We start from the raw sequence: 25,345 nt of genomic DNA, 5'->3' as shown, positions 1-25,345 counted from the left end.
GCCCGCGCCGCGAAGTCCGCGGTCCGTACGCCGGCCCGCGCGCCGCCCGCCACGGCGCCGGCCGCGAGGCCCGCCGCGGGCGCGGCGCCGCGCGCGAGCAGCCGGGGCCCGGCCAGCACGAGCCCGGCCGCGGCCCCGGAGGTACGGGTCAGAAGTCCAGCCCCCATCACCACGGCCGCTCAGCCCGCCTTCCGGCCCGTCCCCGTCGACTTCCGGCCCGGTTTCCCGGCAGCGGCGGCCCGCTCGGCCGCCGACCCGCTCTTCATCGCGGCCCCACTCCGCGCCACCGCCCCGGCACCCTTCGCCACGGCGGTGTTCTTCGCCCGGGTACCCGTGGCCATTCCGCTGTCGGCGGGGGCGGTTCCGGCGGAGGTGGTCCGCTTGGCACCGGCGGTCGCCTTCTTGACCGGGGCGGCAGCCGCGCTCGCCGGGGCGGAGGTCTTCTTGGCCGAGGCGGAGGCCGTCTTCGGGGTCCCGGACGTCGTCTTGGTGGCCCCGGCGGCCCCGGTGGCCTTCTGGGCAGCCCCGGCGGTCCTCTTGGCGGCCGCAGCGGTCGTCTTCCGGCCCGCCACGGCCGGCTTGGCGGCCCCGGTCGTCTTCTTGGCAGCCGCGACGGCCGACTTCCGACTCGCCACGGCCGGCTTGACGGTCCCAGTGGTCTTCTTGGCAGCCGCGACGGCCGACTTCCGGCCCGCCACGGCCGACTTGGCCGTCCCAGCCGCCGACTTCCGAGCGGCGACCGTCGACTTCGCCGTCCCGGCGACCGTCGACTTCGCCGTCCCGGCGGCCGCCGTCTTCCGAGCCCCGGCGGCCGACTTACCGGCCGCTCCAGGGGTCCCGGCGGCCCCGGCGCCCCTCTGCGTCCTCGCCCCGGCCGTCTTCCCGGCCGTCCCCGCCGTCTTACGGGTCCCGGCCGCCGTCTTACGAGCCCCCGCCCCCGTCTTCCCGGCCCCCGCCGCCGTCGTGGCCGACCGCGCCGCCGTCTTCCGTACGCCGGCCGCCGCCTTACGGGCGCCGGCCGCCGCCTTACGGGCGCCGGCCGCCGTCTCCTCGCCAGCAGCCGCAGCCGCAGCCGTTCCCGACCGCGTCCCGCCCCGAGCCGCCGTCACCGCCCCGCCCCCGGCCCCCTCAGCCGTATCCGAGCCCGCGCCCGAGCCCACCGCCCCCCGGCCCCGACCCTGAGCCCTGCCCGAATCCCGCCCCCGCTCCTGATCCCGCTCCCGCTCCCGCCCCCGCTCCTCATCCCGATCCCGAGGCCGCGTAAGCCAAGCCACCGCCGCTCCCGCGGCCGCCACCGGCCACTCCACGAGCCCGGCGATACCCGCCACTCCCGCGCCGGTGTAGACGGCCAGCCGCCGCCCGCGCGGCGACACCGCGCCGATCCGGTCCAGCACCCCGCCGGCCACCTTGCCGACCGTCCCGGCACCCGGCACCCGTTCCAGCGCCGTGACGGCGGCGCCGAGCGGCCCCGGGAGCCCCTGTGCCGCCGACTTCTGCTCAGCCATGACCGTCCTCCACGCGCGTGCTCGCCCCTGGCAACATCACCTTCCGGTAAGCGCCGGGTTCCCGCACCTCGGACAGCCATCCGTGCTAGCTGGACCGGCTGGACCGCATCCGCAACCCCCGCACCAGCAACCCCACCACCGCCTCGAACTCGTCCTCGATCCCCGGCCGCCGCCACTCCCCCGCGTGGCACGGGTCGTGGAAGTGGGCGGTGGCCCGGAAGAACGCGCCGGCGGCCGTCGCCGGGTCACCCGCCGCGAAGTCCCCCGCCGCCATCCCGTCCCGCACGATCCGGGTCAGCTGGGTGGTCAGGTCGTCCAGGTGGTCCCCGACCACCGTGCCGTTCTCCCCGACCAGCACCGAGTACGTGGCGAACAGTTCGGGATCGTCGCCCGCCTTGCGGCGCTTGGCCTCGAACAGCGCCCGCGCCCAGTCCCGCAGCCGGGTCTCCGGGTCGCCGTCGGCGGCGACGATCCCGGCCAGCGCCTCGGAGGTGCGGTCCAGCCACCGCTTGGTGACCGCCTCGCGCAGCGCCGCCTTGGTCCGGAAGTGCCGGTAGACACTGCCGTGGCTGACGCCGAGCGCGCGGGCCACGTCCACCACGGTGGCCTTGGCCGGGCCGTGCCGGCGCAGCACCTCCTCGGTGGCTTCGAGGATGCGCTCGGCGGTCAGGGTCTCGGAGGTCGGTGCCATGGCCTAGACCGTACCGGGCGCCGGTCAGCGCTCGACGTGGGCCATCTGGGCCGCCGGGTAGCGGTCTCCGGCGGCGGCGCCGGCGGGTACCGCCTCCTCGACGGCGGCCAGGTCGGCGGCGTCCAGCGTGACGTCCACCGCGCCCAGCGCCTCGCCGAGCCGCTCACGGGTCCGGGCACCGATCAGCGGCACGATGTCCGCGCCCCGGGAGAGCACCCAGGCGATGGCGACCTGGGCGACGCTCACGCCCTTGCCCGCGGCGATCTTCCGCAGCGCCTCGACGAGGTCCAGGTTGTGCCGGAGGTTGTCGCCCTGGAAGCGCGGCGAGTGGGCGCGGAAGTCGGTGGCGGCGAGCTGCCGGTCCGCGGTGAAGTGCCCGGAGATCAGCCCGCGCGAGAGCACGCCGTACGCCGTGACACCGATGCCCAGTTCCCGCACGGCCGACAGGATCTCGTCCTCGATGCCGCGCGAGATGAGCGAGTACTCGATCTGGAGGTCGCTGATCGGCGCGGTGGCGGCGGCCCGCCGGATGGTGCCGGCCCCGACCTCGCTGAGGCCGATGTGGCGTACGTACCCCCGCTCGACCAGCTCCGCGATGGCGCCGACCGTCTCCTCGATCGGCACGTCGGGGTCGAGCCGGGCGATGCGGTAGACGTCGATGTGGTCGACGCCGAGCCGCTGGAGCGAGTAGGCGGCGAAGTTCTTCACCGCGGCGGGCCGCCCGTCGTAGCCGGACCAGCCGCCGTCCGGGTCGCGCAGCGCGCCGAACTTCACGCTGACCAGCGCCCGCTGCCGGGCGGCGGCGGGGGCGGCGCGCAGCGCCTCGCCGATCAGCATCTCGTTGTGGCCCATGGCGTAGAAGTCGCCGGTGTCGAGCAGCGTGACCCCAGCGTCGAGGGCAGCATGGATCGTGGCGATGGACTCGGTCCGGTCCGCCTCTCCGTAGAGCGCGGACATGCCCATGCAGCCGAGGCCGAGGGCGGAGACCTGGGGGCCGGTGGTTCCGAGGGAGCGCGTTGGCATCGTCATGCCACCACGATGACATAACAACTGACAGATTTCAATATCTGTCAGTTGTTACTCACTGCGGTGGGCGCCGGAACGCCGCCGGCCCCCGCCCCGGACCCGGAGGTCCGGCACAGGGGCCGGCGAAGACGGAAGGGACGGGCTCAGCAGCCCACCAGCCGCCCGGCGAGGTAGCCCTCGATCTGGTCCAGCGACACCCGCTCCTGCTTCATCGAGTCCCGCTCGCGCACCGTCACCGCGTTGTCCTCGAGGGTGTCGAAGTCGACCGTCACGCAGTACGGCGTGCCGATCTCGTCCTGCCGGCGGTAGCGGCGGCCGATCGCGCCGGCGTCGTCGAAGTCGATGTTCCAGTTCTGCCGCAGCGCCTGGGCGAGCCCCTTGGCCTTCGGGGACAGCTCCGGGTTGCGGGACAGCGGCAGCACGGCGACCTTCACCGGGGCCAGCCGGTGGTCGAGCCGCAGCACGGTCCGCTTCTCCATCTTGCCCTTGGCGTTGGGCGCCTCGTCCTCGATGTAGGCGTCCAGCAGGAACGCCAGCATCGCGCGGCCGACACCGGCGGCCGGCTCGATGACGTACGGCGTCCAGCGCTCGCCGGCCTCCTGGTCGAAGTAGGAGAGGTCCTGGCCGGAGGCCTTGGAGTGGGCGCCGAGGTCGTAGTCGGTGCGGTTGGCGACGCCCTCCAGCTCACCCCACTCGCTGCCGCCGAACTGGAAGCGGTACTCGATGTCCGCGGTGCGCTTGGAGTAGTGCGAGAGCTTCTCCGCCGGGTGCTCGTACCACCGCATGTTCTCCTCGCGCATACCGAGGCCGGTGTACCAGTTCCAGCGCTGCTCCATCCAGTACTCCTGCCACTTCTCGTCCTCGCCCGGCTTGACGAAGAACTCCATCTCCATCTGCTCGAACTCGCGGGTGCGGAAGATGAAGTTGCCGGGCGTGATCTCGTTGCGGAAGGACTTGCCCATCTGGGCGATGCCGAACGGCGGCTTGCGGCGCGAAGTGGTCTGCACCTGGCCGAAGTTGGTGAAGATGCCCTGCGCGGTCTCGGGCCGCAGGTAGGCGACGGAGCCGGTGTCCTGGGTCGGGCCGAGGTGGGTGGAGAGCAGGCCGGAGAACTGCTTGGGCTCGGTGAACTGGCCCTTGTTGCCGCAGTTGGGGCAGTTGATGTCGGCGAGGCCGTTCTCCGGGGCGCGGCCCTTCTTCTCCTCGTACGCCTCTTCCAGATGGTCCGCGCGGAACCGCTTGTGGCAGGCGGTGCACTCGGTCAGCGGGTCGGAGAAGGTGGCGACGTGACCGGAGGCGACCCAGACCTCGGGGGCGAGGATCACGGACGAGTCGATACCGACGACGTCCTCGCGCGAGGTCACCATGTAGCGCCACCACTGGCGCTTGAGGTTCTCCTTGAGCTCGACACCCAGCGGACCGTAGTCCCAGGCGGCACGCTGGCCGCCGTAGATCTCACTACAGGGGAAAACGAAGCCACGGCGCTTGCTCAGGCTGACGATGGTGTCGATCTTGTCGGCGGCCACGGTGCTCTCTTCATTACGACGACGGGCGACGAAGCGAGATGCTTCCAGCGAATGCTTCAGGTTACCGGCGCCGCCCGGCCCGTAACCAAATCGGGTCCTTGTTGACAACCGTTTCCAGATTTGTTGAAAATGAGTGTCATGAACGTACGACGACGTCCCATATCCGGCATAGCGGTCGCCGCGGTCACCGCGCTCGGCCTCGGCACTCTCTCCGCCTGCTCCAGCGACAGCGCGGAGGCGAGCGGCGGAGGTGGCGACAAGCTCGACGTCGTCGCGTCGTTCTATCCGATGCAGTACCTCGCCGAGCAGATCGGCGGGGACCATGTGAACGTCACCACCCTCACCGAGCCCGGCCAGGAACCGCACGACCTGGAGCTGAGCACCAAGCAGACCGCCGAACTGGGCGAGGCGGACGCGGTGCTCTACCTGAAGTCGCTGCAGCCCGCCGTGGACGAGGCGGTCGCCCAGTCCGGCGTCAAGACGAAGATCGACGCGGCCTCGCTGACCAAGCTGGAGAACCACGGCGACGTCGAGCACGAGCACGCGGACGAGGAGTCCGGTTCCGCCGAGGAGGAGTCCGCCCTCGACCCGCACATCTGGCTGGACCCGGTGAAGTACGCCGAGGTCGCCAAGGGCGTCGCCAAGGCCCTGGAGCAGGCCGACCCGGACCACGCCGCCGACTACAAGAAGAACGTCACGGCGCTGACCACCAAGCTCGACGGACTGGACACGGCGTACGCGAACGGTCTGAAGAACACCACCACCAAGGTCTTCTTCACCAACCACGCCGCCTTCGGCTACCTCGCCGAGCGCTACGGCCTGACCCAGGAGGCCATCGCCGGGCTCGACCCGGAGAGCGAGCCCAGCCCCGCCCGGATCAAGGAACTCCAGCAGGAGGCCAAGGCCGACGGCGTGACCACCGTGTTCTACGAGACACTGGTGTCGGACAAGACCGCGAAGACGCTCGCCCAGGACGCGAACCTGAAGACCGATGTCCTCGACCCGCTCGAAGGCATCACCGACAAGTCCGAGGGCGAGGACTACATCGAGGTCATGCAGTCCAACCTCGAAGCGCTGAAGACCGCCCTCGGCGCCAAGTGACAGCTCCTGACCGTACGGAGGCCCTCGTGAGCGACGAGCCCGTCATATCCCTGCGCGGAGTCCGCGCCGAACTGGGCTCGCGCCTCGTCCTGCGCGGCATCGACCTCACCGTGCGCCGCGGTGAGGTCGTCGCGCTGCTCGGCGCGAACGGCTCCGGCAAGTCGACGGCCGTGCGCGCCGTCATCGGCCAGGTGCCGGTGGCGGCCGGCGAGGTCGAGCTGTTCGGCACCCCGCGGCGCCGGTTCCGCGACTGGGCCAAGGTCGGCTACGTCCCGCAGCGCACCACGGCCGCGGGCGGCGTGCCCGCCACGGTGACCGAGGTGGTCTCCTCCGGGCGGCTGTCCCGGACCCGCTTCGGCGTGCTGCGCAAGGCCGACCACGCGGCGGTGCGCCGCGCCCTGGACCTGGTCGGCATGGCCGAGCGCGCCAAGGACTCGGTCGACGCCCTCTCCGGCGGTCAGCACCAGCGCGTCCTGATCGCCCGCGCGCTCGCCGCCGAACCCGAGCTGCTGATCATGGACGAGCCGATGGCCGGCGTCGACCTGGCCAGCCAGCGGGTGCTCGCCGAGACCCTGGAGCGGCAGGTGGCGGCCGGTGCGACGGTGCTGCTGGTGCTGCACGAACTCGGCCCCCTGGAACCTCTCATCGACCGGGCGGTCGTCCTGCGCGACGGCTGCGTGCTGCACGACGGCCCGCCCCCCGAGGCGGTCGGCCAGCACGCGCTGCCCGGCCACGACCACGTACACCCGCACGACACGGCGGGCGCCGAACCGATCCGCACCGGACTGCTGAGCTGATAGCCGATGGAATTCCTGAACTACGCCTTCATGCAGCGGGCCCTGCTGGCCGCCGTCCTGGTCGGCATCACCGCGCCCGCGATCGGCATCTACCTGGTCCAGCGCCGCCAGGCCCTGATGGGCGACGGCATCGGCCACGTCGCGATGACCGGCGTCGGCCTCGGCTTCCTGCTCTCCTGGTCCCCGGTGTGGATGGCCACCCTGGTCTCCGTGCTGGGCGCCGTACTGATGGAACTGATCCGCTGGTACGGCCGCACCCGCGGCGACATCGCCCTCGCCATGCTCTTCTACGGCGGCATGGCCGGCGGCGTGATGTTCATCAACCTGGCGCCGGGCGGCTCCAACGCCAACCTCACCTCGTACCTCTTCGGCTCCCTGTCGACGGTGAGCGAGTCGGACGTCACCGCGATCTGCTGCCTGGCCGCCTTCGTGGTGCTGGTCACCCTGGGGCTGCGCCGCCAGCTCTTCGCGGTCAGCCAGGACGAGGAGTTCGCCCGGGTCACCGGGCTGCCGGTGCGCGCGCTGAACCTGCTGACCGCCGTCACCGCCGCGATCACCGTGACCGTCGCCATGCGGGTGGTCGGCCTGCTGCTGGTGTCCGCGCTGATGGTGGTCCCGGTGGCCGCCGCGCAAGCGCTCAGCCGCAGCTTCGCCGCCACCTTCGCCATCGCCGTCGCGATCGGCGTCGCGGTGACCCTCGGCGGCACGGTCACCTCGTACTACCAGGACGTGCCGCCCGGCGCGACGATCGTGCTGCTGACCATCGCCGCGTTCATCGTGCTGAGCGCCCTCGCCACCCCGCTGGCCAGGCGACGCGCGCGGGCGGCCGCCGCCGCGCGGGGCGCCGCCGACCCGGCCGAGTGCCGGGTCCCGGCGGGGCGGACGGCCGGCGACGAGGCCGGCGTCTGATCGGCGTCCGGCCGACGGCTGCCGGGGCTGGCACAATGGCCCCGGCAGCGCAGACGTGAGGAGGCAACCCGGTGACCACCGCTGGACCACCCGTGAAGGGCCGCGCCACACGGCAGCGCGCCGCCGTGTCGGCGGCCCTCCAGGAGGTCGAGGAGTTCCGCAGCGCGCAGGAACTCCACGACATGCTCAAGCACAAGGGCGACTCGGTCGGGCTGACCACGGTCTACCGCACCCTCCAGTCCCTCGCCGACGCCGGCGAGGTCGACGTGCTGCGCACCGCCGACGGCGAGTCCGTCTACCGCCGCTGCTCCAGCGGCGACCACCATCACCACCTGGTCTGCCGCTCCTGCGGCAAGGCCGTCGAGGTGGAGGGCCCCGCCGTGGAGAAGTGGGCGGAGGCGATCGCCGCGGAGCACGGCTACGTCAACGTGGCCCACACGGTGGAGATCTTCGGCACCTGCGCGGAGTGCGCCGCGGGTTGAGCGGGGTTCGTCCGCGGGTGTGGGAAAAGCGCGGCGCAGCCGCGGCTTTTCAGGGGCGCGGGGAACTGCGCGACCAGCCCCCACCCACCCGCACCCGACCGACTACCCCTCGGCCCGCGGCACCTCGTTGGGGATCGCTCCGCCGAAGCGCCGGTCCCGGGAGGCGAACTCCAGGCACGCGCGCCACAGATCACGGCGGTCGAAGTCCGGCCACAGGACGTCCTGGAAGACCATCTCCGCGTACGCGCTCTGCCACAGCAGGTAGTTGGACGTGCGCTGCTCCCCGCTGGGCCGCAGGAACAGGTCGACGTCCGGCATGTCCGGGTAGTAGAGGTACTTCGCGATCGTCTTCTCGTTGACCTTGGACGGGTCGAGCCGCCCGGCCGCCACCTCCTCGGCGATCGCCTTCGCGGCGTCCGCGAGCTCGGCCCGGCCGCCGTAGTTCATGCAGAAGTACAGCGTGAGCCGGTCGTTGCCCTTGGTCTGCTCCTGGGCGATCTGGAGTTCCTTGGCGACCGACTTCCACAGCTTGGGCATCCGGCCCACCCAGCGCACCCGGACCCCGAGCCCGTCGAGGGTGTCGCGGGACTTGCGGATGAAGTCCCGGTTGAAGTTCATCAGGAAGCGCACCTCGTCGGGCGAGCGCTTCCAGTTCTCGGTGGAGAAGGCGTACAGGGAGATGCTCCCCACGCCCATCTCGATGGCCCCCTGGAGCACGTCCATGACCTGCTCGGCGCCGACCTTGTGGCCCTCGGTGCGGGGCAGCCCGCGCTGCTTGGCCCAGCGGCCGTTGCCGTCCATGACGATGGCCACGTGCTCCGGGACCAGTTCCCCGGGGAGCTTCGGCGGCCGGGCGCCGGACGGGTGCGGCTCGGGTGTCCGGTACTCCCGGCGCTGGCGCCCCAGAATCCCGCGTACGGCCATATCGCTACATCTCCTACTTCTTGTCCTACGTCTCGTCCTACGCCGCTACTTCTCGACGTACCGCAGGGAGCGCAGTCCCCGCTCCAGATGCCAGTGCAGGTAGGCGGAGACCAGTCCGCTGCCCTCCCGGACGTGCCGCGGCTCGGCCGCGTCCGCCGTGGCCCAGTCTCCCGCAAGCAGCGCGCCGAGCAGTTCCAGGGCCTGCGGCGAGGGTACGACGGAGCCGGGCACCCGGCAGTCGACGCAGACCGAGCCGCCCGACCCGACCGAGAAGAACCGGTTCGGGCCCGGCATGCCGCACTTCGCGCAGTTGCCGAAGGTCGGCGCGTACCCGTTGACGGCGAGGGAGCGCAGCAGGAACGCGTCCAGGACCAGGCCGGGGGCGTGCTCGCCCCGGGCCAGCGTGCGCAGCGCCCCGACCAGGAGCAGGTACTGCTGCACCGCCGGTTCGCCCTCGTGGTCGGTGAACCGCTCCGCCGTCTCCAGCATGGCCGTCCCGGCGGTGTACCGGCCGTAGTCGGTGACGATGCCGCCGCCGTACGGCGCGATGGTCTCGCTCTGCGTGCACAGCGGCAGCCCGCGGCCGACCAGCTCGCTGCCCTTGGCAAAGAACTGCACGTCGACGTGGGAGAACGGCTCAAGGCGGGCGCCGAACTTGGACTTGGTGCGCCGCACGCCGCGTGCCACGGCGCGTACCCGGCCGTGACCGCGGGTGAGCAGCGTGATGATCCGGTCCGCCTCACCCAGCTTCTGGGTGCGCAGCACGATGCCGTCGTCGCGGAACAGACTCATGGCACCCATTGTCGCCCACGTTTCAAGGCACCTCGCCGCGGCTGCGGGCGTTGGCGTACGCCGTGCCCGCGCCGATCCGCTCGGCGGGCGTGGCCCGGCGCACCGCGCCCGGTTCGGCGTCCCACTCCCGTCCGCCGCCGCACGGCCGCAGCTGGACGTACGGCCCCTCGTGCCCCATGACGATCCCCACCCTTCCGTTCCGGGTGTCCACGACGTACGAACCGACGGGTTCCAGCACCGCGTCCTCCGCTCCTCGGCCCCGTTCGCTGCGGGCCGATCACCGTTGTCCGACCGAGTCCCCCGTCTCCTCTGTTTTTCGGTTTCGCGCCCCGCCTCCCCAAGGTGACGTTTCCCCACCTGCCCCGCGAGCCGCCCGCGCCCCGTAAGTGCGGTGGGAGGCAGGGGAGTTCGGGATCGTCGCCGGGTACGGGGGGAACCTGCCGTTCGAGCATGTGATGCCCAGGGCGGACGGTGTTCGAGTAAAGGACCCGATCGGGTACGAGGGGGCGTCTCGGGGGCGTCCCCGAGACGGCCCCGGGGGCAAACCCCCAGGCGGATCGGGTGCTTCCCGGATGGGTCCGACGGCCCGTCTCGGCGACGCTGCTCGTATGACACAGACCACACGCAAGCCGCACACCACACCTGCGACGGGCGCCGCACCTGCTACGGGCACCACACCCGCGTCGCGGACCGTGCACGCGTCGCGGACCGCGGCCGTCCCGCGCCCGCGGGGCCGCCGCACCGCCGCCCTCGTGGGCGCCGGTGCCGTCCTGCTCGGCCTGACCGTGCCGGTGACGGCCATGACGGCCATGACGGCCGTGCCCGCCGCCGCGGCGCCGGCCGCCACCGCCCCGCTCGCCTGGACCGCGTGTCCCGAGGGGCCGGGTGTCGATCCCCGGCAGCGGTGCGCCACCCTGCGCGTTCCCCTGGACCACGCCGACCCCGGCGGCGGGACGATCGGCATCGCCGTCTCCCGCGTCCCGAGCGAGAAACCGGCCGCCCGGCGCGGCTCCCTGTTACTGATCCCGGGCGGACCGGGCGGCTCCAGCCTCAACGACCCGTCCGGGAAGGGCCAGAAGCTCCCTCAGGAGGTACGGGACGCCTACGACCTGATCGGTTTCGCGCCGCGCGGCGTCGCGCCCTCCACCGCCGCCGACTGCGGCCTGGACCCCGCCGACCTGGCACCGGCCGTCACCCGCCCCTGGCCCGCCCCGGACGGCTCGATCGACGGCAACCTGGCCACCGCCGCGCGGATGGCGGCCGCCTGCGCCCGCAACGGCGGCGAACTGGTCAAGCATCTGAGCACGGTCGACGAGGTCCGGGACCTCGACCTGCTGCGGGCCGCGCTCGACGAGCGCCGGATCTCCGCGTGGGGGGTGTCGTACGGCACGTACGTCGGCGCGGTCTACCGCGAGCTGTTCCCCCACCGCACCGACCGGATCGTCCTCGACAGCAACGACGACCCCGACCCGAAGCGGGTGGCCCGCGCCTGGCTGGCCGGGCACGAGCAGGGGGTGGAGGACGTCTTCCCGGACTTCGCCGCCTGGGCGTCCCGGCCGGGGCCGTACCGGGTGGCGCGGACGGCCGCCGAGGTCCGGCCACTGTTCCTGGAGCTCGCCGCCCGCCTGGACCGCGAGCCGATCCCGTGGCCGGGCGCCAACCCGCCCGAACTGACCGGCAATGTGCTGCGGCAGACCATGCTGGACAGCCTCTACTCCCCCGCCAAGTATCCGGTGCTGGCCGAGCTGATGAACGCCGCCCGCCGGGGCACCGTGCCGCCCGCGCCGGCCGCCCCGCCCGAGGCCGTGCTGCAGAACGTCACCGCGGTCGTCGCCGCGACCATATGCAACGACGTGGCCTGGCCCCGGACCGCCGCCGCGTACCAGCAGGACGTCGCCGAGAGCCGGGCCGCGTACCCGCTCACCGCGGGCATGCCGCGCAACGCGATGCCGTGCGCCGCCTGGCCGTACCCGCCGCGGCGGGCACCGGTGCGGATCACGGACCGGGGGCCGTCGAACGTGCTGCTCATACAGAACGAACGGGACGTCGCCACCCCGCTCGCCGGCGCGCACCGGCTGCGGGCCGCCCTCGGCGGGCGCGCGGTCATGGTCACCGTGGACGCCACCGGCCACGACGCCTACCTGGCCAACGGCAACGCCTGCGGGGACGCCGCGGTCTCCCGCTTCCTGGCGACCGGCGAGCGGCCGGCCGGCGACACGTACTGCCCCTGACCGAACCCGCCGGGAGGCCCGGCTCACCCCTGGTCGACCATCCAGGTGCCGTCCTCCTCGTCGTCGACGCGGACCTCCAGTTCGCGCAGGTTCATGCCCGCCTCCCACAGCTCCCGGAACCGCTTCATCCGGTCCTGTACGTGGTCCTGGCGGGCGTTGAGCCGGGTGCGGACGTTGACCTCGCGCAGATCCTGCTCGATCTCGAAGGTGACCTCCTCGTCGTAGACGATGAAGTCGTCGGTGGTGCCGCGCTGGAGGTGCGGCGGGAGTTCGGGCAGCACGGCGACGCGGATCTCGATGCGCAGCAGTTCCTGTTCGTCGCACAGCCGCAGCAGTTTGTCGTCGAGTTCGCGGGCGCTCTGGAGCAGGAAGAGCCGGCTCACCGGGATGCCCCGCTCCTCGATCACCTCCTTCTGGGCCTGGAGGTAGCGGCTGGCGGGCTCGCTGTTCCAGAATTCGCGGTCCACGGAGGTGCTGATGGCGCAGATGGAGTGCTGGGCGGCGCGGGTGAGGGTGAGCATCCAGTCGTGGTTCTCGCCGGGGCACTCCGCGGTCAGGTTGGTCAGGTCCGACAGATGGCCGACCACCCGTTTCATCTCCATGCGGACGAACGTGCCGAGGATCGCCGGACCGGGGGCCAGTACGTCGGCGAAGCTGTGCGCCAGGTCCGGCACCCCGTCGGCGTCGGTGCGGACCTCCAGGTCGCGGGCGGCATCCTCGTCCCGGCCGGTGCCGGGCAGCCGGGTGTCGACCAGGTGCCGCAGGTCCTCGGTGCAGCGGGCCAGGCCGGTGCGGAGTTCGTCGTCGTGGCGCCGCAGGCCGTCCGCGAGGGCGGCGGCGGTCTCGGCCAGCGCGCCGCGGGTGCGCCGGTCCTGGTCCAGTACTCGCCGGTCCAGGGCGAGGACGTGCTGGACGGCGACCGCGGCGGCGGCGCACAGCAGCGCCGCGGCCACCTGCCGGGCCACCCCGGTCTCGGGGCCGAGCAGGGCGGCGACGCCCCAGGCGAGGGCGCCGACGACCAGGCCGGCCGCCAGCCGGCGGGGCCACAGGCCGGCGCCGGGAGGTCGCTGTCCGATGCTCCGCACCCGGGCCGCCAGGGTGGCGGGTGGCGGTGCGGGGTCCGGTGGTTGCGGTGACTGTGCCGTGCTCATCTCGCTTCTCCCCCCGTCGGGATGCGCTCGGATCGAGGTGCGGTGATGTGCTGGGGGCGGCTGGGCGGTGCGGCGTCAGGGGGCGGGCTCCACCTCCCGGTACAGCGCGGGGATCGCGTGCAGGGTGAGCTGGTCGCGGATGCGCTGCACCAGCGCCTGCCACTGCCGGGTGAAGCCGGGACTCTCCTCCAGCGTCTGCCAGAGCGGGGCCAGTTCGGCGGCCACCCGGGCCCGGGGCATCCACAGGTGCAGCAGGTGGTCGACGGCCGGGCGCAGCGCCAGGACGACGGCGGGCCGGTCGTCGGCGCCGGGCCGGGCGGGCGGCTGCGGGGTCCCGAGCCGTACGCCGTCCAGCAGGTGGACGACGGTGGTCAGCAGCCAGTCGTGCAGGGCGAGGTCGTCGCAGAGCCCGGCGATCCGGTCGGCCGGCGTGCCCGGCGGCACCCGCAGGCGCACGGTGCGTAGTTCGTCCTCGGCGAGGGTGAACCGTTCGAGGGCGGGGCCCTGGCCGGGCGCGGCGGGCAGGGCCGCCCAGCGCAGCCGGGTGGGGCGGGAGCGCAGCGGCGGGCGCTGGTCGAGGAGGGGGTGGCGGAGCAGCCGGGTGAGCAGTTGGTCGGCGATCAGGCCGACGTCCAGGTCGCCGTGGCGGCCGCCGCCGAGCACGCCCTCGGCGACCGCCTCGGGCCGCGCCCGGCCGAACGGTTCGACGGTGCCGGGCCGTACCAGATAGTGGCCCCAGGGACGGCGTTGGTCGGGTCCGGTGGGCGGCAGCCGGAAGTAGGCGGAGGTCTGCAGGACCCGGCCCTCGGTGAGCGCGGCGCGGGCGGCGACGGTGCCGACGGCGCGGACCCGGGAGCCGTTGGCGCTGGGCAGCGGGCAGTCGACGCCGGTGAGGGTCTCGGGGGAACGCGCGTAGAGGCCCGGCCGTTCGGACAGCAGGACGCGTTCGTCGGCGCGCAGGGCGAGGAACTGGGCGGCGCTGCGGATGTCGAGCGCCTGCCGGGTGGGCAGCAGGCGGGTGCGGATCTCGCCGCAGGCGAGTACGGCCTCCGGTGCGGTCGGCTCGGCCGGCGCCATGTCAGGGCCCCGAGTAGAAGACGTAGGAGACCCGGTCGGCGACCGAGTCGGGGACGGCGGCGTGCTCGGCGGCGGACCGCCTGGCGACCTGCTCCAGCGCGCCGTGGTCGACGTCGAGCTGGTCGAGGACGACGCGCACCGCGTGCTCCACGGGCAGGAACCGGCTGGGCAGTACGGAGGCGGTGCGGTAGGCGGCGAAGGGGTCGGCGCGCGGGTTGAGCCGGATCAGGGCGGGCAGTTCGTCCCAGTCGTCGGGGAAGCCAGCGGCGGGCCGCTGCTGGGGGACGAAGACGGCCTCGCCCTCGTTGCGCAGCAGTCCGAGGCGGGCGAGCTGCCAGACGGCGGCGAGGAACGGGCAGGACCACAGCCGCTGGCCGTCGGCGCCGTCGCTCCACAGTTCGACGTCGAGGAAGACGGAGTGCCGGCGGGCGGCGGTCTCCTTGGGCGGCTGCCAGACGGTGGCCGGTTTCATCGCCTGCGCGGCCCGCATCACCGGGCTGCGCTCGCCGTTGGCCAGCCAGCCGGTCTGGGTGGCGGGCGGGCGTGCCCCGTAGCTGCCGGGCGGCGGGGACTCGACGATGCGGGCGGCCACCGCCTCGGCGACGGGCACCTTGCCGGTGACGGCGCAGCCGGACTCGCGGGCCAGGTAGTCGACGGTCAGTCCGGCCCGGGCGGCCTCGTCGACGATGCGCGGGACGAGTTCGGCGGGGCTGGAGAACCGGGCGAAGTAGTCGTCGATCAGGAAGCAGGTGCTGATCCGGGCGCGTTTGGGGCCGGCGGCCGCGGCGGCGACGGCGCGGGCCGCCTGGGCCCAGGGCACCACCCGGGCGAAGTGGTCCCGCAGCCGCTCGGGTCCGGCCTCGAAGTCCTCCAGGTACAGGTGGCCCAGTTCCAGCGAGAGGTGGGACAGCCCGACCGCCTGGGTGCGCGGATCGGCGGTGGTCTCCCGGAAGACCGGCCCGGCCCCCGGCCCCGGCTGCGGCTCCGTCACGGCAGCCCCCAGTACGAGTCGTCGGTCAGCCGCCGGGCGATCTCCTCCAGCGCCTCCAGCGTCTCCTTGTTCGCTATCTGCGTGGCGAGCACGTCCTCCTCGGTGATCAGCTGCTCCCGCCACTGGAGGATGGGCTCCAGCGGTACGACGCCGAGGACGACGCTGTCGCCGATGGCGTGCTCGGCGGCGAGCCGGCGCAGTGCCTCGTCGCAGGACTGCATCCAGGCGGCCTGCGCGGGCGAGCCCTGGGACCAGAGGGCCGACTCCGGGTCGGGAACGGCGGCCCGGACGAACCGGACGGCGGCCCGCAGCGCCCGTTCGTCGTGGCCGCGCTCGACGCCGCCCCTGATGATGCCGTGCTCCCGGTGGACCAGGCCGGAGGCGGCGATCACGTGCTGCCGGGTCCAGCGGTGGAAGACCAGCCAGCGGAAGGGGACGTTGCGCATCCGGGGGTGGGCGGTGGCGGCCAGCGCCATGTCGACGGCGTAGCTGCGGCCGGCGCTCAGATCGACCATGATCACGTCGAACTCGCCGTTGAGCCGCAGCAGCAGGTCGACGCAGCGCTCCAGGGCGTCCTCGTCGGTGGCGAACTCGCCGCCGCCGAGGTCGCCGGGGAACAGCACCAGGCGGCCGGACTGGTTGGGCCAGGCGTGCAGTTGCGGGTGCTCGGTCTGCCGCCACACGTCGATCATGGCGGGGTCCGGGGTGAGGCCCTCCAGGTAGGAGTGCAGGCCGCGGTCGGCGGTGCCGCGCACGGCGCTGGGCACGTCGAAGACCGCGGCGGCGGTCGGTGAGCCGAAGTCGAAATCCACGTAGGCCACGTGGTCCCCGTTCAGCGCGCGCTGGTAGGCCAGGTTGGCGCTGGTCACCGAGCGCCCGGTGCCTCCCTTGTCGGAGGCGGCGAAGACGAGCACGGAATCACCCCTCCTTCACGCCGGCGTCCCTGGCCTGGGCCAGGGTGTCGAGTTCCTGGAGCACCGGCAGGACCAGTGCGAAGGCGGTGGCGGGCTGTTTGTCGACCAGGGTGCGGGCCCGGTCCAGGCGGCTCTCGATGCTGCGCATCGCCCGGCCCCGGTTGCCGCCGATGCCGGTGGCGGCCTGCAGCTGTTCCTTGCCGAACAGGTGGGTGGCCTCGCTGAGCAGTTCCTGGGCGAGCTGCGCCAGTTCGTTGCTCGGGATGGGCTGCTGCTCGTACAGGTCGCGGGCGGCGACCAGGCACTCGGTGACGCGCTCGGTGACGCTCCAGGACAGCCGCCGGTCCACGTCGTGCGCGTCCGGGTAGACGGCGCGTACGTCGTCCCAGAGGTCGGCGCCGTCGTCGGCCCGGATCCGCCGGTGCCACAGGTGCTCGAAGGTCTGCTCGGCCAGCCGCAGCAGCCGGCCCTGGGAGTTGATGTTCTGGGAGAGGATGGCGAGCTGGATGATGCGTTTGAGGAGCTGGGCGGAGTAGTCCGTCATCCGCCACTGGAGGACGCCGCCGGAGAGCTCGGAGCCGGCGAGCGGCATGGTGACGCCGGGGTGGTGCAGCCGGATGGTGGGGTCGTCCTTGGTCATCCGGCTGTTGACCCGGCCGCGGTCGGCGAGCCGCTCCATGATGCCGACGGTGCGGGTGAGGTCGTCGTCGGTGGCGTTCCGGCGGACCAGGTCGTGCACCAGGATGGCCGCGACGGTCAGCGAGAAGTACTCCGACTCCAGCTGGAGTCCGGTGGTCTGCCAGGGCAGGTCCTCCAGCGGCCAGCGGTCGGCGCCGAAGCGGGCCACCGCCGACCAGTACTGCTGGCTCAGCTCCCAGCGCAGCCGCAGCATCTCGGCGAGTTTCTGCTGGTCCTCGTCGAGCAGGCCGAGGGTGAGGGTGCGGTTGGAGAACAGGTCCTGGATGCCGTCCAGGGCGACGACGGTGAAGTACACGTAGGGCAGCCGGTCGGCGATGCCGGCGGGCTGGCCGGGGACCGGGATCTCCAGGTCGGTGATCTCCGGCGCGTCCCGCACCACGCCCCAGGCCCAGCCGCACTCGAAGAGCTGGCTCTCGTCGCGGATGGACTCGTCGACCTGGATGCCGCGGGTGAGGCTCTCGATGATCGTGGCGCGCAGCGGGCGCAGCCGGCGGGCGAACTGCTGGAGCACGACGCGGTCGGACTGTCTGTTCTGCCCGATGACCTGGATCAGCCGCTTGCCCTGTTCGGACTCGGCGTCGAAGACGTTCACCGTGAAGGAGCGCAGCAGGCTGACCATCGCGGCGGTGAGCCGGGTGTTGGTGGCCTGGCGCAGTTCGCCGATGGCGGCGCGGATCTCGGGCCGGGTGGTGGTGGACTCGTAGACCTTGAGGAACCCGAGGGTGGCCAGGCAGAGGGTGACGGACATGGAGTAGGAGTCGACCACGCCCAACTGGGACTGCTGATGGGTGAGTTCGATGCCCGGCTGGGACGGTTTGAAGTAGTAGCCGCCGGCGAAGGTGGGGCTGTCGTCCGGTCCGGTGTGGGTGCGCATGTACTGGGTCAGGGCGGTGATCAGGTTGGACGGGATGTCCAGCCGGCCGCCGACGTCCTCCAGGACGCGCAGCACCTCCCGGTCGGTGGTGTCCGGCTGGTCCAGCCGGAAGGCGGGCACCTCGGTGGCCGGGTACAGCAGGCAGAGCAGCCGCTCGGCGTCCGCGACGCTGCTCAGTCCGCCGGTCTCCCCCGAGAGGTATTTCCCGTTGTCGAACGAGTAACGGGCCACCGCCCGCCAGACGTCCAGCAGATGCTGGCGTGGCTTGATCTGCATCCCCGCACCCCTCGTACAGATCTCATTGCCTGGTCCTGTGCAGACATGGTCCCCGTTTCCGGAGTTCTAGGGAACGGCAACCACGGAATTGCGTCGGCCGAGCACCAGCAGCATTCCCTCGTGTCCCTTTCGCACCACCTGGTGGAGATCGTGGATCTCCAGTTCCTCGGTGAACTCCGCCAGGCTGTCCCGGGCCCGCTCCTCGTTCACCCGGTAGGCCGGGAAGTGCTGGTCCCCGACCTGGTATCCGACCGATTCCTTCATGAACGCGGCGGCGAACGGGGCGCCCGGTGACAGCGTGTTCAGGAAACAGCGCACGCCGCGCCGGAACTCTTCGGGGCACTCGGACATCGAGTCCGCGACGAAGAACATCGTCCCCAGGTCGTAGCGCTGCTGTCCGTCCAGGTCGAAGAGGTTGCGGCGCTCGACGCGGACGATGTCGGCGACCCGGGCGGCCGGGTCGACGTCGTGGTAGGCCGGGTTTTCCCGCAGCACCTTCCAGAAGGCGTCCCAGATCGAATCCAGGCCGCCTTCGGCGGTCTGCCGTTCCAGATATTCCACGTTCGGCTGCGCGTATTCGAGCAGTACGATCTTCTCGCACCACGGAAGCATGGCCAGCGCCGGATACATGTTCGCACCCGCGCCGACGTCGACACCCTGCACCGATTGCGGGACGGTCCCTCCGAAACAGCGGCTGAAATGGTCTCGCATCGCCCGCAGGATCAGCAGATCCACATCGAGCGGAGTTCGATAATTGACGTCGACATATGCCTCCGGATCGAACTTCGACCAAGGCGCGTCGGCGTTGCGATCCATAGTCACCCTGCCGCTTTCCATTCGTCTTCCGACAAAATCGGGTGCCGCGTACCTGATCTCCCGTGGACATCGGCGGACGAAAACGGCACTCGTTATTCCGCACGGTAGGCCACCCATAACGGCACGGCCAGCACGGAATACGCCAGTCCCCTTCTGCCGGGCGCACGTCCGGCGCACCGTCGCACACTCGAACTCGCCCTTGCACGGCGGAAGTTGACAGCACACTCTAGCCAGAAGCCGTCACTGGACGCCACACAAGGCCGGCTTTCCCGAGGGGTGAATGGCGCAGCCCTCAAGTTGACTTCCGTCCGAGATTCACCGACCGGGGGGTGGCATGACCGCCGAACCGCTGGAACGTTTCCTCAATCGCCACGAGCAGCTCAGCGCACCCGTCCGCATCCCGGATCCACGGTCCGAGCCGGACCCGGGGACACTGCTGCTGCGCACGGCACGGGAGACCGACCTGCCCGAATTGCGGCGCCTGGACAAGGAGGTCTTCCAGGAGGTCGCCTACCCTGGTTTCCTGCTGCGCCAGCTGTACGACATGTACGCCGAGCACTTCCTGGTCCTGGACGACGGCCGGGGCCTGCTGCGCGGCTACGTACTGGCCGGCACGACCGCGCTGGACCGGGACAGCTGGATCCTGGGCCTGTGCGTGACCCAGGACCGCCGGCGGCACGGCCTGGGGCGGGAGCTGATGCGGGAGGTCCTGGTGCGGCTGCGCGGCGCCGGGGTGGAACGGGTCCGCCTCACCGTGGAGCCCGGCAACCGGGCCGCGATCCTCCTCTACCGCTCCCTGGGGTTCCGTCCCGAGCCGCCCGACAAGGGCATGCGGCCGGACTACTTCGGGCCCGGCATGCACCGGCGGGTGCTGCGGCTGGACCTGGTCCCGCCGGAGTGAGCCCGCCGGCGCCCCGGGAAGCGCCCCGGCGCGGGCCCGCTCAGGAAGGCGTCCGGGCGGCCGCCGCCAGCAGCCGGGTCACGTCGGCCGAGCAGATGGTCAGGGCCGCGCCCACGGTGGCCAGGGCGTCGCGCTCGGCGGGGCGGTAGGGGCCGTCGGCGAGGGCGATCCGGGCGCCCTGGAGGAGGATCGACTCACGGCCGGCCGCGGCGAGGTGCGGGGCCAGCGGGTCCAGCGCCTCGTGCAGCTCTATGGCGAGGCCGGGCCCGCAGGGCTCGCCCTGGATCCGTCCGGTGTCCGCCGCGAGCGCCGCCACCAGCGCGTCCAGCCGCTCCTCGGTGCAGTCCTCGTAGCCCGCCGCGCGCACCGCCTCGGCCGCCGCCGCCAGCGCCGGCCGGGAGCCGGTGCCGCCGGCCGCCAGCACCGCGAGGGCGACGGTGTGCACGGCGTCGCGGAGCATCGCGGAGAAGCGGGTGGTGGTCGGGTGGTCGAGGACGTCGGTGCCGAAGTGGCGCCGGCAGGCCGCGCACTCGACGACCGGGCCGGTGTCGCCGCGGGGCAGCACCGGCAGGCCCAGCAGCGCGAGGCGGCGCCGACCGGTCAGGCGCCGGTAGTTGCGGTCCCCGCCGCAGCCGGGGCAGAAGAACTCGCCGTCGCCGACGGCGGTCCACGCGGTGCGGGTCCCCAGGATGCGCGGCGGCCGGGCAGCTCGGCCGTTCCGTCCCCGTCCAGGCAGCACGTCGCACCTCCGTAACCGCACGGCAACATCGCCGTGCTGGCGTGATGTTAGCCACATCCTGGACGTGGAGTCAGTACCCCGTACGAGACCTTTCCGTGACCTGCACAGGTATGTGGCCGGTACCGGACGCCGCCCCGCCCGCCCGCATAGCGGGGCGAACGGGGCGGCGGTTCACCGGTTCGGCTGGTCAGCGAGCCGCGCGGTTGACGGCGGAGACGACCGCCTTCAGCGAGGCACGCGTCGTGTTCGCGTCGATTCCGATCCCCCACAGAACCTTGTCGCCGATGGCGCACTCGATGTAGGAGGCGGCCTGCGCGGAGGCGCCCTCGCTCATCGTGTGCTCCTGGTAGTCCAGCAGCCGTACATCGATGCCGACCCCCTGGAGGGCGTCGAAGAAGGCCGAGATCGGACCGTTGCCGGAGCCGGTCAGCACGGTGTCGGCGCCGTCCACGACGGCCTCGACGGTGAGGGTGTCCACCCCGTCCCGGTCGGTGGTGGTCTGGCCGGTCCTGACCTGGATGCGGCCCCAGGCGTTGTCCGGGTTGGGCAGGTACTCGTCCTGGAAGACCTCCCAGATCGCCGACGGGGTGATCTCGCCGCCCTCGGCGTCCGTCTTGGCCTGGATGGTCTTCGAGAACTCGATCTGCATCCGGCGCGGCAGGTCCAGCTTGTGGTCGTTCTTCAGCACGTAGGCGATCCCGCCCTTGCCGGACTGCGAGTTGACCCGGATGACCGCCTCGTAGGACCGGCCGACGTCCTTGGGGTCGATGGGCAGGTACGGGACGGCCCACTCCAGGTCGTCCACGGTGACCCCGCGCGCCGCCGCGTCGGCCTCCATCGCGTCGAAGCCCTTCTTGATGGCGTCCTGGTGGGAACCGGAGAAGGACGTGTAGACCAGGTCGCCCACGTACGGGTGGCGCGGGTGGACCTCCATCTGGTTGCAGTACTCCCAGGTACGACGGATCTCGTCGATGTCGGAGAAGTCGATCTGCGGGTCGACGCCCTGCGAGAACAGGTTCATGCCCAGGGTGACCAGGTCGACGTTGCCGGTCCGCTCGCCCTGCCCGAACAGGCAGCCCTCGACGCGGTCGGCGCCGGCCATCACGGCCAGCTCGGCCGCCGCCACCGCCGTACCGCGGTCGTTGTGCGGGTGCACGGACAGCACCACGTGCTCGCGGCGGGACAGGTGGCGGTGCATCCACTCGAAGCGGTCCGCGTGCGTGGCCGGGGTGGAACGCTCCACGGTGGCCGGCAGGTTGAGGATGATCTCGCGGTCCGGGCCGGGCTGGTAGACGTCCATCACCGCCTCGCAGACCTCCAGCGCGAAGTCCAGCTCGGTGTCGGTGAAGATCTCCGGGCTGTACTGGTAGCCGAACACCGTCTCCGGGCCGAGCAGCTTCTCCGCGTACTCCATCACCAGCCGGGTACCGTCCACGGCGATCTGCTTGATGTCGTCCCTGGAGCCGCGGAAGACGACCCGGCGGAAGACCGGGGCGGTCGCGTTGTACAGGTGCACGGTGGCCCGCCTGGCGCCCTGCAGCGACTCCACGGTCCGCTCGATCAGGTCCTCGCGGGCCTGCGTCAGTACGGAGATCGTGACGTCGTCGGGGATGGCGGCGGGGTCCTCGATGATGGACCGGACGAAGTCGAAGTCGGTCTGGCCGGAGGCCGGGAAGCCGACCTCGATCTCCTTGTAGCCCATCTTGACCAGCAGATCGAACATCGCGCGCTTGCGGGCGGGCGACATGGGGTCGATCAGGGCCTGGTTGCCGTCGCGCAGATCGGTGGAGAGCCAGCGGGGGGCGGTGGTGATCCGCTGGTTCGGCCAGGTGCGGTCGGCGATGTCGACCTGCTCGTAGCCGCGGTACTTCTGGACCGGCATGGAACTGGGCTGCTGGCGATTGACCATGGTGGCGGGGGCTCCTCGATGTGTCCGCGATGTCCGCGAGTCCGGAAGGACGGCCGACGGCAACGCAGAAGCTCCGCGGGGAGGGAGTCGGCCTTGTCTACAGGCCCTCGCCGCGGCAGCTAAGGAGAAGCAGCCCGAAACGCATGGTGCTGTGCAGCCTAGCCCAGTCGTGCCGGATACGCGGGTCCGTATCAGTATGCGGGACCGGTGGGAGCACTGGGACAAAAAGTGCCGCATACCACTTCAAGGGCACCGTGTTCACTCACCGGCGCCTCAGTTTCACCAATCATGATTGCAGGTAGTGACAAGCCCGCTACACAGTGCGATGGTCATCGCATGAACACCAACGGGGGCTTCCAGCCCGTCTTCTGCACCATCGTTCCGCCGCACCTGCTCGACCGGCTCTCCCGGGCCGAGAACAGCACGGTCGCCGACCGGGCCCGCCGCACCCTGCGGCGCGACGCCGCCGAGCGTACCCAGCGCCGCCTGACCACGGTGGTCGGCGCGCGCACCGTGGCCGCGCCCGCGGGCGCCGAGGCCGGCAAACCGCACCGCACCATCTACGACCTGAGGCACGGCACCGACCTGCCGGGCACCAAGGTGCGCGGCGAGGGCGACAAGCCCGGCAAGGACGCCACCGTCAACCGCGCCTACGCGGGCCTCGGCGCCACCTTCGAGATGCTGCTCAAGGCGTACGGGCGCAACTCGATCGACGGCAACGGACTGCCGCTGGTCGCCTCCGTGCACTACGACCACGAGTACGGCAACGCGTTCTGGAACGGCGAGCAGATGGTGTTCGGCGACGGGGACGGCGAGATCTTCCTCGACTTCACCGTCTCCATCGACATCATCGGCCACGAACTCGTCCACGGCGTCACCCAGTACACGGCCAACCTGGCCTACTTCAACCAGAGCGGCGCCCTGAACGAGTCGGTCTCGGACGTCTTCGGCTCCCTCATCAAGCAGTACTCCAAGGACCAGACCGCCGAGCAGGCCGACTGGCTGATCGGCGAGGGCCTGCTCGGACCGGACGTCACCGGCACCGCGCTGCGCTCGCTGAAGGCCCCGGGCACGGCGTACGACGACGACGTGCTCGGCAAGGACCCGCAGCCCGCGACGATGGACGACTACGTGCGGACCGGCCAGGACAACGGCGGCGTGCACATCAACTCCGGCATCCCCAACCACGCCTTCTACCTGTTCGCCAAGGCGCTGGGCGGCAAGGCGTGGGAGCGCGCCGGGCAGGTCTGGTACGACGCGCTGACCGGCGGCGAGCTGGGCTCGGACGCGACCTTCGAGGAGTTCGCCGGGCTGACCCTGGCCGCGGCCCGGGAGCGGTACGGCGACGACGGGGAGGAGCTGGACGCGGTGGCCAAGGCGTGGGAACAGGTCGGGGTGGCCACCTCCTAGTTCGCCACCTCCTGGTTCCTTATCCGGCCGGGAAGCACTAGACACGGAGCCATGCGGATTCAGGTGAGGCGTACAGGAGGCTTCGCGGGCATCGAGCGGCGCGCGGAGGTGGACACCGCCGGGCGGCCGGACGCGCAGGAGTGGCACGCGCTGGCCGAGCGGGCGGTGGAAACCGCCCGGGCCACTCCGCCCGCAGGGGTGCCGGACGGGTTCAGCTACCAGATCACCGTGGACGGCCGGACGGTGTACGCGGCCGATCCCCGGCTGACCGAGGAACAGCGGCGGCTGATCTCCCGGGTGCTCAAGGAGGGCGCGTGACCGGACCGATACCCGCGTTCCCGGCCGGCTTCCGGTGGGGTGTGTCGACCTCGGCGCACCAGATCGAGGGGTCCGTCGAGACCCGCGAGCGGTCGGTGTGGGACGCGTTCACGGACCGGCCGGGGCGGGTGCGGGACGGTACGACGGCGGCGGTGGCCTGCGACCACTGCCACCGTTACCGCGAGGACGTGGCGCTGCTGGCCGGCCTGGGGGTGACCGCGTACCGCTTCTCGGTGTCCTGGCCGCGGGTGAACTCCCCCGGCGGACTGGACTTCTACGACCGGCTGACGGACGAGCTGTGCGCGGCGGGCGTGCGCCCGGTGCCGACCCTCTTCCACTGGGACCTGCCGCTCGGCCTGGACTGGCGGCAGCGGGACACGGCGGACCGGTTCGCCGGGTACGCGGCCCGGGTCGGTGACCGGCTCGGTGACCGGGTGAGCGAGTGGATCACCCTCAACGAGCCGGCCGAACACACCTTCCTCGGCCACGCCCTGGGGGTGCACGCGCCGGGCGAGCGGCTGCTGTTCGACGCGCTGCCGGTGGCCCACCACCAACTCCTCGCGCACGGCCTGGCGGTCCGGGCGCTGCGCGCGGCCGGCGCGGCCGGCATCGGCATCGCCAACTCGCACGGCCCGACCTGGCCGGCCTCCGAGCAGCCCGCCGACCAGGAGGCGGCGGAGCTCTACGACGCCCTGCTGAACCGGATGTTCGCCGGCCCGCTGCTGCTCGGCCGTTACCCGGACGGCATCGGCGAGCTGATGCCGGGGGACGTCGACGCCGACCTGAAGGCGATCGCCGAGCCGCTCGACTTCTACGGCGTGAACTACTACGCGCCGGCCCGGGTGGGCGCCCCGGACGGTACCGACCAGTTCGGCGCCGAACTGCCCTTCTCCCGCCGGGACATCCCGGGCCGCCCGGTGACCGGCTCCGGCTGGCCGGTGGTCCCCGAGGCGCTGACCGACCTGCTCACCGGCTTCCGCGCCCGCTACGGCGACCGCCTCCCGCCGATCGTGATCACCGAGAACGGCTGCGCCTACGACGGCCTCGACGACCAGGCCCGCATCGCCTACCTCGACGGCCACCTGCGCGCCCTGCACCGGGCGCTGGCCGCCGGGGTGGACGTACGCGGCTACTTCGTGTGGTCGCTGCTGGACAACTTCGAGTGGGCGGAGGGGTACGCGCACCGGTTCGGCCTGGTGCACGTGGACTTCACGACCCAGCGGCGGACGCCCAAGGCGTCGTACCGGTGGTTCCGGGAGGTGGTACGGGGGCAGCAGCGGTGAAGG

The 25,345-nt window shown here is 72.2% G+C and carries 24 protein-coding genes; 9 read left to right on the top strand and 15 right to left on the bottom strand.

Annotation, left to right across the window (positions count from 1 at the left end; genetic code table 11):
* Window positions 1–179: 179 nt before the first annotated feature.
* The 4 genes from AB0G32_RS25535 to AB0G32_RS25520 form a co-directional block, all read right to left on the bottom strand.
* Complete coding sequence (locus AB0G32_RS25535) at window positions 180–1,505, bottom strand: hypothetical protein (protein ID WP_361167615.1); 1,326 nt, start codon at window positions 1,503–1,505, stop codon at window positions 180–182.
* 85 nt (window positions 1,506–1,590) lie between these two features.
* On the bottom strand, window positions 1,591–2,196 hold the full coding sequence (locus tag AB0G32_RS25530) for a TetR family transcriptional regulator (RefSeq protein ID WP_361167612.1): 606 nt from the start codon (window positions 2,194–2,196) through the stop codon (window positions 1,591–1,593).
* 24 nt (window positions 2,197–2,220) lie between these two features.
* Window positions 2,221–3,225 carry an aldo/keto reductase gene (locus tag AB0G32_RS25525; RefSeq protein WP_361167609.1) on the bottom strand — a complete coding sequence of 335 codons (1,005 nt, stop codon included), beginning with the start codon at window positions 3,223–3,225 and terminating at the stop codon, window positions 2,221–2,223.
* Window positions 3,226–3,365: 140 nt separating this feature from the next.
* Window positions 3,366–4,748, bottom strand: coding sequence for a glycine--tRNA ligase (locus tag AB0G32_RS25520; RefSeq protein ID WP_361167606.1), 1,383 nt, complete (start codon window positions 4,746–4,748; stop codon window positions 3,366–3,368).
* A gap of 138 nt (window positions 4,749–4,886) precedes the next feature.
* Here AB0G32_RS25520 and AB0G32_RS25515 point away from each other — a divergent pair, with 138 nt between their 5' ends.
* From AB0G32_RS25515 to AB0G32_RS25500, 4 genes are all read left to right on the top strand, one after another.
* Window positions 4,887–5,849, top strand: coding sequence for a zinc ABC transporter substrate-binding protein (locus tag AB0G32_RS25515; protein ID WP_361167603.1), 963 nt, complete (start codon window positions 4,887–4,889; stop codon window positions 5,847–5,849).
* 26 nt (window positions 5,850–5,875) lie between these two features.
* A complete protein-coding gene (locus AB0G32_RS25510; protein WP_361167600.1) occupies window positions 5,876–6,646 on the top strand; it encodes a metal ABC transporter ATP-binding protein in 771 nt (256 codons plus the stop codon).
* Between the two features lie 6 nt (window positions 6,647–6,652).
* Window positions 6,653–7,555 (top strand): metal ABC transporter permease, encoded by a 903-nt coding sequence (locus AB0G32_RS25505; protein ID WP_361167597.1) that lies wholly within the window; start codon window positions 6,653–6,655, stop codon window positions 7,553–7,555.
* 71 nt (window positions 7,556–7,626) lie between these two features.
* Window positions 7,627–8,037 carry a Fur family transcriptional regulator gene (locus AB0G32_RS25500; RefSeq protein ID WP_361167594.1) on the top strand — a complete coding sequence of 137 codons (411 nt, stop codon included), beginning with the start codon at window positions 7,627–7,629 and terminating at the stop codon, window positions 8,035–8,037.
* A 102-nt stretch (window positions 8,038–8,139) separates the two neighbouring features.
* Here AB0G32_RS25500 and AB0G32_RS25495 read toward each other — a convergent pair whose 3' ends face one another.
* Genes AB0G32_RS25495 through AB0G32_RS25485 form a run of 3 tightly spaced genes read right to left on the bottom strand, consistent with a single transcriptional unit; the run spans window position 8,140 to window position 9,991 of the window.
* Window positions 8,140–8,961, bottom strand: coding sequence for an isoprenyl transferase (locus AB0G32_RS25495; protein WP_361167591.1), 822 nt, complete (start codon window positions 8,959–8,961; stop codon window positions 8,140–8,142).
* A gap of 45 nt (window positions 8,962–9,006) precedes the next feature.
* On the bottom strand, window positions 9,007–9,753 hold the full coding sequence (gene recO, locus AB0G32_RS25490; protein ID WP_361167588.1) for a DNA repair protein RecO: 747 nt from the start codon (window positions 9,751–9,753) through the stop codon (window positions 9,007–9,009).
* A gap of 22 nt (window positions 9,754–9,775) precedes the next feature.
* A complete protein-coding gene (locus AB0G32_RS25485; RefSeq protein WP_361167585.1) occupies window positions 9,776–9,991 on the bottom strand; it encodes a hypothetical protein in 216 nt (71 codons plus the stop codon).
* Between the two features lie 562 nt (window positions 9,992–10,553).
* Here AB0G32_RS25485 and AB0G32_RS25480 point away from each other — a divergent pair.
* Window positions 10,554–11,984 (top strand): alpha/beta hydrolase, encoded by a 1,431-nt coding sequence (locus AB0G32_RS25480; protein ID WP_361167633.1) that lies wholly within the window; start codon window positions 10,554–10,556, stop codon window positions 11,982–11,984.
* A 23-nt stretch (window positions 11,985–12,007) separates the two neighbouring features.
* On the opposite strand, the gene AB0G32_RS25475 is transcribed toward AB0G32_RS25480, so the two are convergent.
* From AB0G32_RS25475 to AB0G32_RS25450, 6 genes are all read right to left on the bottom strand, one after another.
* Window positions 12,008–13,135 carry a hypothetical protein gene (locus AB0G32_RS25475; RefSeq protein WP_361167582.1) on the bottom strand — a complete coding sequence of 376 codons (1,128 nt, stop codon included), beginning with the start codon at window positions 13,133–13,135 and terminating at the stop codon, window positions 12,008–12,010.
* Between the two features lie 75 nt (window positions 13,136–13,210).
* Entirely contained in the window at window positions 13,211–14,212 is a 1,002-nt protein-coding gene (locus AB0G32_RS25470; protein ID WP_361167579.1) for an SCO2521 family protein, read from the bottom strand.
* 1 nt (window position 14,213) lies between these two features.
* Complete coding sequence (locus tag AB0G32_RS25465) at window positions 14,214–15,203, bottom strand: SCO2522 family protein (protein WP_361167576.1); 990 nt, start codon at window positions 15,201–15,203, stop codon at window positions 14,214–14,216.
* A complete protein-coding gene (locus AB0G32_RS25460; RefSeq protein WP_361167573.1) occupies window positions 15,200–16,117 on the bottom strand; it encodes an SCO2523 family variant P-loop protein in 918 nt (305 codons plus the stop codon). Before AB0G32_RS25460 ends, AB0G32_RS25465 begins: the two co-directional genes overlap by 4 nt.
* Window positions 16,118–16,121: 4 nt before the next feature.
* Window positions 16,122–17,966 carry an SCO2524 family protein gene (locus AB0G32_RS25455; RefSeq protein WP_361167570.1) on the bottom strand — a complete coding sequence of 615 codons (1,845 nt, stop codon included), beginning with the start codon at window positions 17,964–17,966 and terminating at the stop codon, window positions 16,122–16,124.
* Window positions 17,967–18,032: 66 nt separating this feature from the next.
* The gene (locus AB0G32_RS25450) at window positions 18,033–18,782 is read right to left on the bottom strand and encodes an SCO2525 family SAM-dependent methyltransferase (RefSeq protein ID WP_361167567.1); all 750 of its coding nucleotides are present in this window, start codon (window positions 18,780–18,782) and stop codon (window positions 18,033–18,035) included.
* Between the two features lie 334 nt (window positions 18,783–19,116).
* Here AB0G32_RS25450 and AB0G32_RS25445 point away from each other — a divergent pair, with 334 nt between their 5' ends.
* Entirely contained in the window at window positions 19,117–19,683 is a 567-nt protein-coding gene (locus AB0G32_RS25445) for a GNAT family N-acetyltransferase (RefSeq protein ID WP_361167564.1), read from the top strand.
* Window positions 19,684–19,723: 40 nt separating this feature from the next.
* Here the strand turns inward: AB0G32_RS25445 and AB0G32_RS25440 are convergent, their stop codons facing one another.
* Together AB0G32_RS25440 and leuA are read right to left on the bottom strand one after the other, a co-directional pair.
* Window positions 19,724–20,422: a TerB family tellurite resistance protein gene (locus AB0G32_RS25440; protein ID WP_361167561.1), complete on the bottom strand. Its 699-nt coding sequence runs from the start codon at window positions 20,420–20,422 to the stop codon at window positions 19,724–19,726.
* Between the two features lie 187 nt (window positions 20,423–20,609).
* Window positions 20,610–22,331: a 2-isopropylmalate synthase gene (gene leuA / locus AB0G32_RS25435; protein WP_361167558.1), complete on the bottom strand. Its 1,722-nt coding sequence runs from the start codon at window positions 22,329–22,331 to the stop codon at window positions 20,610–20,612.
* 336 nt (window positions 22,332–22,667) lie between these two features.
* On the opposite strand from leuA, the gene AB0G32_RS25430 reads away from it, so the two are divergent.
* The 3 genes from AB0G32_RS25430 to AB0G32_RS25420 are packed head-to-tail and all read left to right on the top strand — an operon-like array spanning window position 22,668 to window position 25,342.
* Window positions 22,668–23,741 carry a M4 family metallopeptidase gene (locus AB0G32_RS25430; protein ID WP_361167555.1) on the top strand — a complete coding sequence of 358 codons (1,074 nt, stop codon included), beginning with the start codon at window positions 22,668–22,670 and terminating at the stop codon, window positions 23,739–23,741.
* A gap of 51 nt (window positions 23,742–23,792) precedes the next feature.
* Window positions 23,793–24,059, top strand: a complete 267-nt coding sequence (locus AB0G32_RS25425; protein WP_361167552.1) for a protealysin inhibitor emfourin — start codon at window positions 23,793–23,795, stop codon at window positions 24,057–24,059.
* Complete coding sequence (locus AB0G32_RS25420; RefSeq protein WP_361167549.1) at window positions 24,056–25,342, top strand: GH1 family beta-glucosidase; 1,287 nt, start codon at window positions 24,056–24,058, stop codon at window positions 25,340–25,342. The genes AB0G32_RS25425 and AB0G32_RS25420 overlap by 4 nt, the downstream gene beginning before the upstream one ends.
* The last annotated feature ends 3 nt before the right edge of the window (window positions 25,343–25,345 follow it).

This window comes from Streptomyces sp. NPDC023723, from assembly GCF_040639815.1.
Taxonomy (GTDB): Bacteria; Actinomycetota; Actinomycetes; order Streptomycetales; family Streptomycetaceae; genus Streptomyces.
This window is presented reverse-complemented; position numbering and strand designations above follow the sequence as displayed.

Excerpts from the sequence above, each read along its gene's own strand:
- AB0G32_RS25480 (WP_361167633.1), top strand. The coding sequence starts at position 10,554 with ATGACGGCCATGACGGCCGTGCCCGCCGCCGCGGCGCCGGCCGCCACC.
- AB0G32_RS25535 (WP_361167615.1), bottom strand. The coding sequence starts at position 1,505 with ATGGCTGAGCAGAAGTCGGCGGCACAGGGGCTCCCGGGGCCGCTCGGC.
- AB0G32_RS25445 (WP_361167564.1), top strand. The coding sequence starts at position 19,117 with ATGACCGCCGAACCGCTGGAACGTTTCCTCAATCGCCACGAGCAGCTC.
- AB0G32_RS25425 (WP_361167552.1), top strand. The coding sequence starts at position 23,793 with ATGCGGATTCAGGTGAGGCGTACAGGAGGCTTCGCGGGCATCGAGCGG.
- AB0G32_RS25450 (WP_361167567.1), bottom strand. The coding sequence starts at position 18,782 with ATGGATCGCAACGCCGACGCGCCTTGGTCGAAGTTCGATCCGGAGGCA.
- leuA (WP_361167558.1), bottom strand. The coding sequence starts at position 22,331 with ATGGTCAATCGCCAGCAGCCCAGTTCCATGCCGGTCCAGAAGTACCGC.
- AB0G32_RS25530 (WP_361167612.1), bottom strand. The coding sequence starts at position 2,196 with ATGGCACCGACCTCCGAGACCCTGACCGCCGAGCGCATCCTCGAAGCC.
- AB0G32_RS25505 (WP_361167597.1), top strand. The coding sequence starts at position 6,653 with ATGGAATTCCTGAACTACGCCTTCATGCAGCGGGCCCTGCTGGCCGCC.
- AB0G32_RS25525 (WP_361167609.1), bottom strand. The coding sequence starts at position 3,225 with ATGACGATGCCAACGCGCTCCCTCGGAACCACCGGCCCCCAGGTCTCC.
- AB0G32_RS25515 (WP_361167603.1), top strand. The coding sequence starts at position 4,887 with ATGAACGTACGACGACGTCCCATATCCGGCATAGCGGTCGCCGCGGTC.
- AB0G32_RS25430 (WP_361167555.1), top strand. The coding sequence starts at position 22,668 with ATGAACACCAACGGGGGCTTCCAGCCCGTCTTCTGCACCATCGTTCCG.
- AB0G32_RS25455 (WP_361167570.1), bottom strand. The coding sequence starts at position 17,966 with ATGCAGATCAAGCCACGCCAGCATCTGCTGGACGTCTGGCGGGCGGTG.
- AB0G32_RS25475 (WP_361167582.1), bottom strand. The coding sequence starts at position 13,135 with ATGAGCACGGCACAGTCACCGCAACCACCGGACCCCGCACCGCCACCC.
- AB0G32_RS25470 (WP_361167579.1), bottom strand. The coding sequence starts at position 14,212 with ATGGCGCCGGCCGAGCCGACCGCACCGGAGGCCGTACTCGCCTGCGGC.
- recO (WP_361167588.1), bottom strand. The coding sequence starts at position 9,753 with ATGAGTCTGTTCCGCGACGACGGCATCGTGCTGCGCACCCAGAAGCTG.
- AB0G32_RS25495 (WP_361167591.1), bottom strand. The coding sequence starts at position 8,961 with ATGGCCGTACGCGGGATTCTGGGGCGCCAGCGCCGGGAGTACCGGACA.